The following is a 6,981-nucleotide window of genomic DNA, read 5'->3' on the forward strand; positions in this document are numbered from 1 at the left end:
GCCGGTGACAGCGGTCCGGCCCCCTCGGCGCCCCTACAGCCATTGCTGCGACCTCCCGGTCTCGAGGTCTAAGCTCCTTGGGCGTTTGTCCGGTCAGGTTCTCAGCCGTGGTGTTGGTAGAGGCTCAACGAGTGAGCACAGCGGGCGACGTCGGTGAGGACCTCGGGTACAGCCTCGGCGATCGTCCCTACGAGCATGGTGACGGATCCCGCGGCCAGGGCCTCCGCCACGAGGACCTGCCGCCGCACGTCGGAGGGGGCATGGCCGGCCGCCACCCGTAGAAGGGCCTCGCCTCGAGCGTTGAAGAAGTTCGATGCGTCGAGGGGAATGGCGCGGGCGAGGTCCCCAGCCTGGTCGAGCCTGCCTTCACAGACGAGCCGCTTGACTTCACTCAACCGCGAGAGCGCGGTGTCGCCGCTTTCCGCAGTGCGTTCTTGACCGTTCCTCGGGGGCGATGTCTTCACCCGGGAGGTTGCGGCCCCAGGCGGGCTGTCCGTGCTGTCCGGCCGGGTCTCGGTCGACTCGGGCTCCGCGGCTGCGGGAATGTCGGGCGGGAGGTCCGTCAGCCGTTTCAGCTTGTCGCTCTGCGCCCCTTCTGCCAGTTGGAGCGCGCGCTCCAACTGCCCGGTGTCGAGCAGAGCGCGGACGATGGTGGATAGTGCCTCCTCCGCCTTGCTGGAAAGGCTCCGGCGTGCAGTCTTGGGCAGGTCGTCCGCCTTGCCCAGGGCCAGGATGGCGGAGATCAGCGGCTCGGCGCCGCCGGGGTCGCCGTGTCTGACGAACGCCTCCGCAGTTTCCTCAAGGGACGGGACATACCAGTCGGTATGGTCGATGTCCTGTGCCAGGGCGGCGGCGTCCTCCAACTGCCCCTCCTCGAGGAGGTGCCGGACTCCTCGCCAGAGCGCTCTGCCCCGGAAGAAGGGAGAAGGGACGCGGCGTGCGATGCGTAGAGCTGAGGTGAACTGGTCCTTCATCAAGTTCGTGGCCGCCTCCTCCAGGGAGCAGTCGAGCCATTGAGGGGTCTTCGTGACCGAGGTGATCAGCTCGCTGGCGTCCTCGGCGGCCTGCACAGCCTCGTCGATGCGGCCACAGCCCGACAGGCGGATGGAGATCTGAGCCAGAGTCTCGGCCTGCAGCACTGTGTCACCGACCGACTGCGCCAGGTCGAATGACTCCTGTGCGCGACCCTGTGTGGCCCACGCCTCTGCGGTGCGCATCAGAGCTTGATCTCTGACGTCGGGCTCGGTGAGGGAGCGTGCCAGGGCCGTCGCCTCATCCACATTGCCGTGTTCCACAGTACCCGATACCACCGCGCCCAGCGCGTGTTCCTTCCCCGCCGGGCTCGGGATGACCGAAGCCAGGTCGAGGGCGGCCTTCAGGTTTCCGGACGAGGCCATGTCCCGCACGGTGCCGAGCAGCCGCTGCAGCAGGCCGGAGTGAGAGTTGGAGCGCGCCTGCGCGGTGGCCTCGCGGGCCAGTGCGACGGGTGTTGGGCCCGCACTGCTGCCCGCGCTCGCCAGGTGGTACGCCAGCGCTCCCAGGGCGATGCCCGGCCACCTCGTCTTGCCGATTGACCGAGCCACGGCGATCGCGCGTTCGTAGTCGCCCCGCTCAGCAAGATGCGTCACGATGTCGATGACAGCGTTCAAGGCCTGAGGAGTGTCCTGAGTGCCGGCGACTATTGCCAGGGCTTCGTCCAGCAGACCCACTTGCGCCAAAGTGAGTGCGGCTTTCGGCGCCCGGGGAGGGGTTATGGAGACGCCGTCGTATGAGCACGCGAGTTCCGCGGTTTCCCGCGCGATCCGACCGGCGTCCTCCGTTCTTCCTGCGCTTGCCCACCCGAGGACGACCCGGGTCAGCGCCGCGAGCCGTGCCTGGAGCTCGGGAACTTGGTGAGCCAGTCGGTCTGCCTGGTCGAGCGCGCCGGCTTCCACCAGAAAGCCGACGAGACCCCGCAGGACGGGGCCAACCTCGTCAGCAGTCCGCAACTCGCGGGCCTCGTCCATAGCCGCGCTGGCCGCTCCCTCGGCCTCCTCCCAGTGCCCAGCCTGCGCCAGCGTCTCCGCCGCGCTCGCCCTCGCCGCAGCGCGCAGCGACGGCTCACGGATGGCAGCGACGGTGGAGAGCGCATCCCGCCACGCTTCCGTGCGGGCCCCTGCCGCGACGACGTACCGCAGTGCGTCGTCGTGCAGGTGCGGATCCAGCATGGAGCGTACGACGGAGACGGCTCGTCGCACCTCGCCGCTGCCGGCGAGCTCCTCACAAAACACGGACCACGCGTCGGGCCGTGTGTCGGCGGCGACGGCCGTCTCGAGCAAGGCGCGCGCCACTTCGACCAGACCGGCCCTGCCGAGAGCCTTAGTGAGATCGCGGATCAGGTCACGACGCTGGGTGCCGCTCTCCTCCCAGGAACACGCGGGCACGACCTCTGCGGCCCTCTCCGCCAGTCCGGAGATTTCCCAGGCATCGCAGCCTTGCTCCGAGAGCCGCAGGCAACACCATGCCAGAGCCCGGGACTGTTTCTCGGGGTCCTCGATGGCCAGACACAACTCCTCGGCCTGTTTGGGGAGTTTTCGGGATGCCAGAGCCAGGGCGCACCAGCGCAACGCATTGTGCCGGTGGGAGGCCGAAGTGATGGCGAAGACGGCGGCGAGGACTGTTTGCGCGTCGTCCGGAGAACGGCATTCCGTGAGAACTTGGCCGTAGAGATCTCCGGGTTCGCTCAGGTGACTGAGCGATGCCTGCTGAACGGCTCTCCTCACATATCCCAGCCGCGCCCACATGCGCACGACGCCCGAGGGAACGGAACGGGCTCGCGCCTGGATCTCGTCCCGCTGGACGGCCAGCCGCACGCAGGCCCCCACGTCGGGGTCCGAAGCGGTGACGTGACGCTCCAACGCGTCCAGCGTCTCCGCGAGTGCCTCGGTGTCTGACGCGGTGCTCTCCCAGAACCGCTCCTGGCGTTCCCGGTCTGTTGCCAGCTCGGTCAGCCGCTTGAGATCGTCGCTCTCCCTCAGCATCGCCGGGTAGCCGAGCAGTGCGAACTCAGGCGTTTCCTCTGGCCAGTTGGCCGCCTTGAACTCCGCGACGAACCGGTCCAGGCGGTCGCGGGCCGCCCGCAGCTCGGCGGGCCGCAGCAGGCCCCGGGCCGTGACGAGCAGTTCCTGGTGCGCGAAGTAGTAGAGCTTGTTTCCCGCAGGGACGAGGTGCGCGGTGCTCCTCTGGAAGACCCGACCCGCCGATCCTCCCAGTACCTGCTCGACGCGCAGCGGGCTGTAATCCGTCAGCCGCGCGTAGTCCTCGGCGTTGAGGCCGCCGCCGGCCGCCGCGGTGAGGGCAACCAGGTCGTGCGCGAGCCCTTCCGATTCGAGGAGCACGTCGAGGTTGCGTTCGGCGTCCTCGCGGATGGCGCGCGCGGCCGGGATCTCGCGCAGCGGGTGATCGATCCTGGGGTCGCGCAGCGGGTGCTTCTGCGTGACATCACCCGGAACAGGCGGGTGCGGGCGCCCCGCGACGACGATCCGCAGCCCATCCGGCGGTTTGCTCGGCAGCAGCGCGGCGATGCTGTGCCCTGCACTCGACCGCGGAACTCCGGTGTCCTCGTCCATGCCGTCGACGAGCAGGATGAGATGCCGTCCGGCCGCCTTGGCCTGCCGTGCCGCACGTTCCAGGGCTTCGTGGAGGGTGCCCTGGTCGGAACAGTCGAGGTCGGTGTCGTCCAGGTATCCGCTCAACCGCGTTTGGAGAACATGGAGGAAAGCGTGCCGGTCGGACCGTCCGTGCATACGGGCCGTGACGAAGAAGGGCAGGACGTCGATGCTTTCCGGGTGGTGAAGCGCGAAGTGCGCCATGAGGGCGGTCTTGCCGCACCACGCGGGCCCGATCCACCGCCAGTACGGTGAGGGCGAGCCGTCCGTGCCGTTGCAGAAGGCCGTCATCGCGGCGAGTTCGGCCTGGCGTCCCTCGAACTCCTCGGCCTCGAACTCGAAGATCTCGTAGTGATAGGAGGGCCTCTGGCGTCGGGCGCGAGCCCTCCCAATCAGGTCCCCGTTGATCGAGAGCTTGTTGCCGTCGTCCGTGACTGCCAGAGCGTCGACGACTTGGGTGTCAAGAATCGCGGGAACGAGACCGGCTCCTGCTGGTGTATGGGCCTGTGCTTCGCTCTGCCGTCCGGGCGCGTCTGACTTAGCCGGGCTACCGCCGTCGCGCTCGGCCTCAGGTGCGAGGAGCTGCTGTACTGCGGTGTCGCGTAATTTGGTCAGCCGGTCGAGCCCGATCCTCAGGACGTCATCGAGGGCGGCGAGGGTCCGGACGCTGGGCGCTGGCCGCTTCACATTGAAGGCGTGACTGACAGTGGTCAGCGACAGGGCGCACCGCTCCGCCAGCGTCGCCTTGGTCAACCCCTTCTTTCCGAGCGCGATCTCCAGCAGGCGGCTGAGCTCGCGGCGCGCGGCCTGCGGGTCCGTGATCCGCTGCTCGCTCGGGTTGTGCTGCGCCTTCAAGAATCGTCCCCCGACGTGATGGTGCTGCCGTTGAATTTCGTTCGTTCCTTTTCACTGTGAACGTCAGTCAACGCCGAGTCCAGCACCTTCGATACATGCAGTGACTCCCGCTGTGTGTACCGAGAGGCTGGTGGCTGTGGCGATGATTGCGTTCATGATGGTGCTGGGCTGTGTGCTGGTGGTGCTGGCGGCGGCTGTGGTGGGTGTCGGCGCGGGGTACCTGGTTCGTCGGTCTGGTGGGTCGTATCCGGCAGCGGCGCTGCGGGCGGGGGCGGCGTTCGGGGCGACGCTGATCGTGGTGGCGACGGTGACCGGGGCCCTGGCGGCGGTGGCCGCCCTACTGCGGTGATCCCGCTTGGAACCCGGGACTGGAGCAAGCGCCAGTCGCACCCGAACCCGTGCGAGGACTGCCAAGGCCGGGCCCAGCCCAGCAGCAGGCCGAAGCCGACGAACGCGAGCGTCAGGAGCAGGAGTGCCTACGCCAGGAGGCGGAGGAACAGGCCGCCGCGCAGAAGGCTGGCGGATGGCTCTCCCGCTTCCGCACCTGACCCGGGCAAGCCGCGGCAAACGCCTTCGTCGTCCCGACCTCGGTCTCGACGTCATAGGGGACGGCGTGCAGGCCGGTGATCTCGTTCTCGGTGCGCCACCGGATGAGGGCCTGGTAGCCCTCGAGCCATACCAAGGACTGGGGGCGGATGACGCGGCAGCGGGTCAGTAGCTGTTGTCGTACCGATCTTGGGGTTTGTCGATCGAACGGAAGTCCCGATTGGGTGGTCACGGGGTGCTCGGCGCATACGAGCAGGGCCTCCTGAACAGCTCGTTGGTGTCGAATCACCGAGCAACATCAGGAGGCCCTGGTGCCGCAGTGTTCCGTGTCGATGGCCGGGCAGTCCAGTTCCGTCACGCGGGAGTGTGACTGTCTGGCTCACCGGTTCGGAAACGCCGCCGACAACTGGTCCCGGCAACCGCGTTATCCGACGGACATGACGGACGAGGAGTGGGCAGCCGTCCGGCCGCTGCTGCCGGTGCCGGGCTGGATGCGCGGCCGGGGAGGGCAGCCGGAGGCGTACTGCCACCGGGCGCTACTCGATGCGATCCGCTACCTGGTCGACAATGGCATCAAGTGGCGGGCGATGCCCGCCGACTTCCCGCCGTGGGACCGCGTTTACGCCTTCTTCCGCCGCTGGCGCGATCACGGCCTGGTCAAGGAGTTCCACGACCGGCTGCGCGGTCGGGTCCGGATGAGTCTGGGGCGGGATGCGGACCCGACGGCCGGGGTGATCGACTCGCAGTCGGTCAAGGCGGACGCCGTCGTCGGTGCGGACAGCCGCGGCTTTGACGGCGGCAAGCTGGTCAACGGGCGCAAGCGGCACGTCGTGGTCGACACGCTCGGTCTGCTGCTGGGGGTGATGGTCACCGCCGCGGACACCGGCGACCGCGCCGCCGCCCAGGTCCTGCTTGAGCGGGTGGCCGACGCGCATCACCGGCTCGCCCTCATCTGGGCCGACGGCGGCTACACCGGCAGCCTCGTCGAGTACTGCCTGGCCACGCTCGCGCTGATCCTGACGATCGTCAAACGCAGCGATGACAACAAGGGGTTCGTGGTGCTGCCCAAACGGTGGATCGTCGAGCGCCTCTTCGCGTGGCTGATGCGCACCCGCCGCCTGGCGCGCGACTTCGAACGCCGCACCACCAGCGCCGAAGCGATGATCTACTGGTCGATGACGCTGCTCATGACGCGCCGCCTGGCCCGCTCACGCCCGAAGCCGGCGTGAACCGGCCCGGCGCGGGCTCGGCCAGCCTGCCGCGCGCGACCAGGCGTTTTGCCTTCGACCGCAGTGCTTCCACCCGCGCCGGCACCACGTCCATGCCGAACGCTGCGGCCATCTCCTGGCAGGTCAGCGGCCCTTGGCCGAGCCGGGCCCGGTCCGCAAGCGCCTTGAGAATGCGCTGGTAGTCCACCGACAGCACCGCCCAGGACAGCCCCTCACGCCACACCGGCACCTGCGACTTCGGCTTCACCGCATCTCGGGGCGCCGATGGCGCGTCCGCATCCCGCACATCCGGAGTGATCTCCGTGCCGGCGGTGTCGCCGCCGTCCGGAGCCAGCGCCGTATCGACCCGCCTGCGAGCGATCACCCACTCCTGCCATTCCAGCTCGGCCGCGGCCAACTCGGCCTGCATGCGATCAGCCTCCTCACGCAGCTCGTCCACGCGACGGCGAGCACCCAGCTCACGCTGTCCCAACAGCCCAACCACCGACGGCATCCACGACCTCCCGGGAAGCGACAGCACGACAGGCCACTACTCCCACGGGACCCCCGGCCCTACGCCCGACCAGCGGAAACGCATCCCTCAAGCCCGGAAAGACAACAGCTTCTAAACTTGATCTTTAACCTGTGCGGCCATAGTGCTGGTCGAGTGTCTCGGCGCGTTTGACGGTCTTTCCCGGTGTGTGGCGGGGTGCTCTCGTATGGTT

General features: G+C 68.5%; 7 protein-coding genes. 5 read left to right on the forward strand and 2 right to left on the reverse strand.

The window, feature by feature from the left end; all coding sequences use genetic code 11:
- Positions 1-101: 101 nt before the first annotated feature.
- Entirely contained in the window at positions 102-3,608 is a 3,507-nt protein-coding gene (locus AB0L95_RS38400; RefSeq protein WP_365170713.1) for a hypothetical protein, read from the reverse strand.
- 241 nt (positions 3,609-3,849) lie between these two features.
- On the opposite strand from AB0L95_RS38400, the gene AB0L95_RS38405 reads away from it, so the two are divergent.
- The 5 genes from AB0L95_RS38405 to AB0L95_RS38425 all read left to right on the forward strand — a co-directional run bounded on the left by AB0L95_RS38405 (position 3,850) and on the right by AB0L95_RS38425 (position 6,277).
- On the forward strand, positions 3,850-3,999 hold the full coding sequence (locus tag AB0L95_RS38405; RefSeq protein ID WP_365170715.1) for a hypothetical protein: 150 nt from the start codon (positions 3,850-3,852) through the stop codon (positions 3,997-3,999).
- Positions 4,000-4,343: 344 nt separating this feature from the next.
- On the forward strand, positions 4,344-4,562 hold the full coding sequence (locus tag AB0L95_RS38410) for a hypothetical protein (RefSeq protein ID WP_365170717.1): 219 nt from the start codon (positions 4,344-4,346) through the stop codon (positions 4,560-4,562).
- Positions 4,563-4,644: 82 nt separating this feature from the next.
- Positions 4,645-4,851, forward strand: coding sequence for a hypothetical protein (locus tag AB0L95_RS38415; protein ID WP_365170733.1), 207 nt, complete (start codon positions 4,645-4,647; stop codon positions 4,849-4,851).
- Positions 4,852-4,900: 49 nt separating this feature from the next.
- A complete protein-coding gene (locus tag AB0L95_RS38420) occupies positions 4,901-5,050 on the forward strand; it encodes a hypothetical protein (protein ID WP_365170735.1) in 150 nt (49 codons plus the stop codon).
- 435 nt (positions 5,051-5,485) lie between these two features.
- The gene (locus AB0L95_RS38425) at positions 5,486-6,277 is read left to right on the forward strand and encodes an IS5 family transposase (protein WP_365170719.1); all 792 of its coding nucleotides are present in this window, start codon (positions 5,486-5,488) and stop codon (positions 6,275-6,277) included.
- Here the strand turns inward: AB0L95_RS38425 and AB0L95_RS38430 are convergent.
- Positions 6,234-6,770 (reverse strand): hypothetical protein, encoded by a 537-nt coding sequence (locus AB0L95_RS38430; RefSeq protein WP_365170721.1) that lies wholly within the window; start codon positions 6,768-6,770, stop codon positions 6,234-6,236. The genes AB0L95_RS38425 and AB0L95_RS38430 overlap by 44 nt on opposite strands.
- Positions 6,771-6,981 lie beyond the last annotated feature (211 nt).

It is taken from the genome of Streptomyces sp. NPDC052036 (assembly GCF_040680495.1).
Taxonomy (GTDB): Bacteria; Actinomycetota; Actinomycetes; order Streptomycetales; family Streptomycetaceae; genus Streptomyces.

Excerpts from the sequence above, each read along its gene's own strand:
- AB0L95_RS38400 (WP_365170713.1), bottom strand. The coding sequence starts at position 3,608 with ATGGACGAGGACACCGGAGTTCCGCGGTCGAGTGCAGGGCACAGCATC.
- AB0L95_RS38405 (WP_365170715.1), top strand. The coding sequence starts at position 3,850 with ATGAGGGCGGTCTTGCCGCACCACGCGGGCCCGATCCACCGCCAGTAC.
- AB0L95_RS38415 (WP_365170733.1), top strand. The coding sequence starts at position 4,645 with ATGATTGCGTTCATGATGGTGCTGGGCTGTGTGCTGGTGGTGCTGGCG.
- AB0L95_RS38425 (WP_365170719.1), top strand. The coding sequence starts at position 5,486 with ATGACGGACGAGGAGTGGGCAGCCGTCCGGCCGCTGCTGCCGGTGCCG.
- AB0L95_RS38430 (WP_365170721.1), bottom strand. The coding sequence starts at position 6,770 with ATGCCGTCGGTGGTTGGGCTGTTGGGACAGCGTGAGCTGGGTGCTCGC.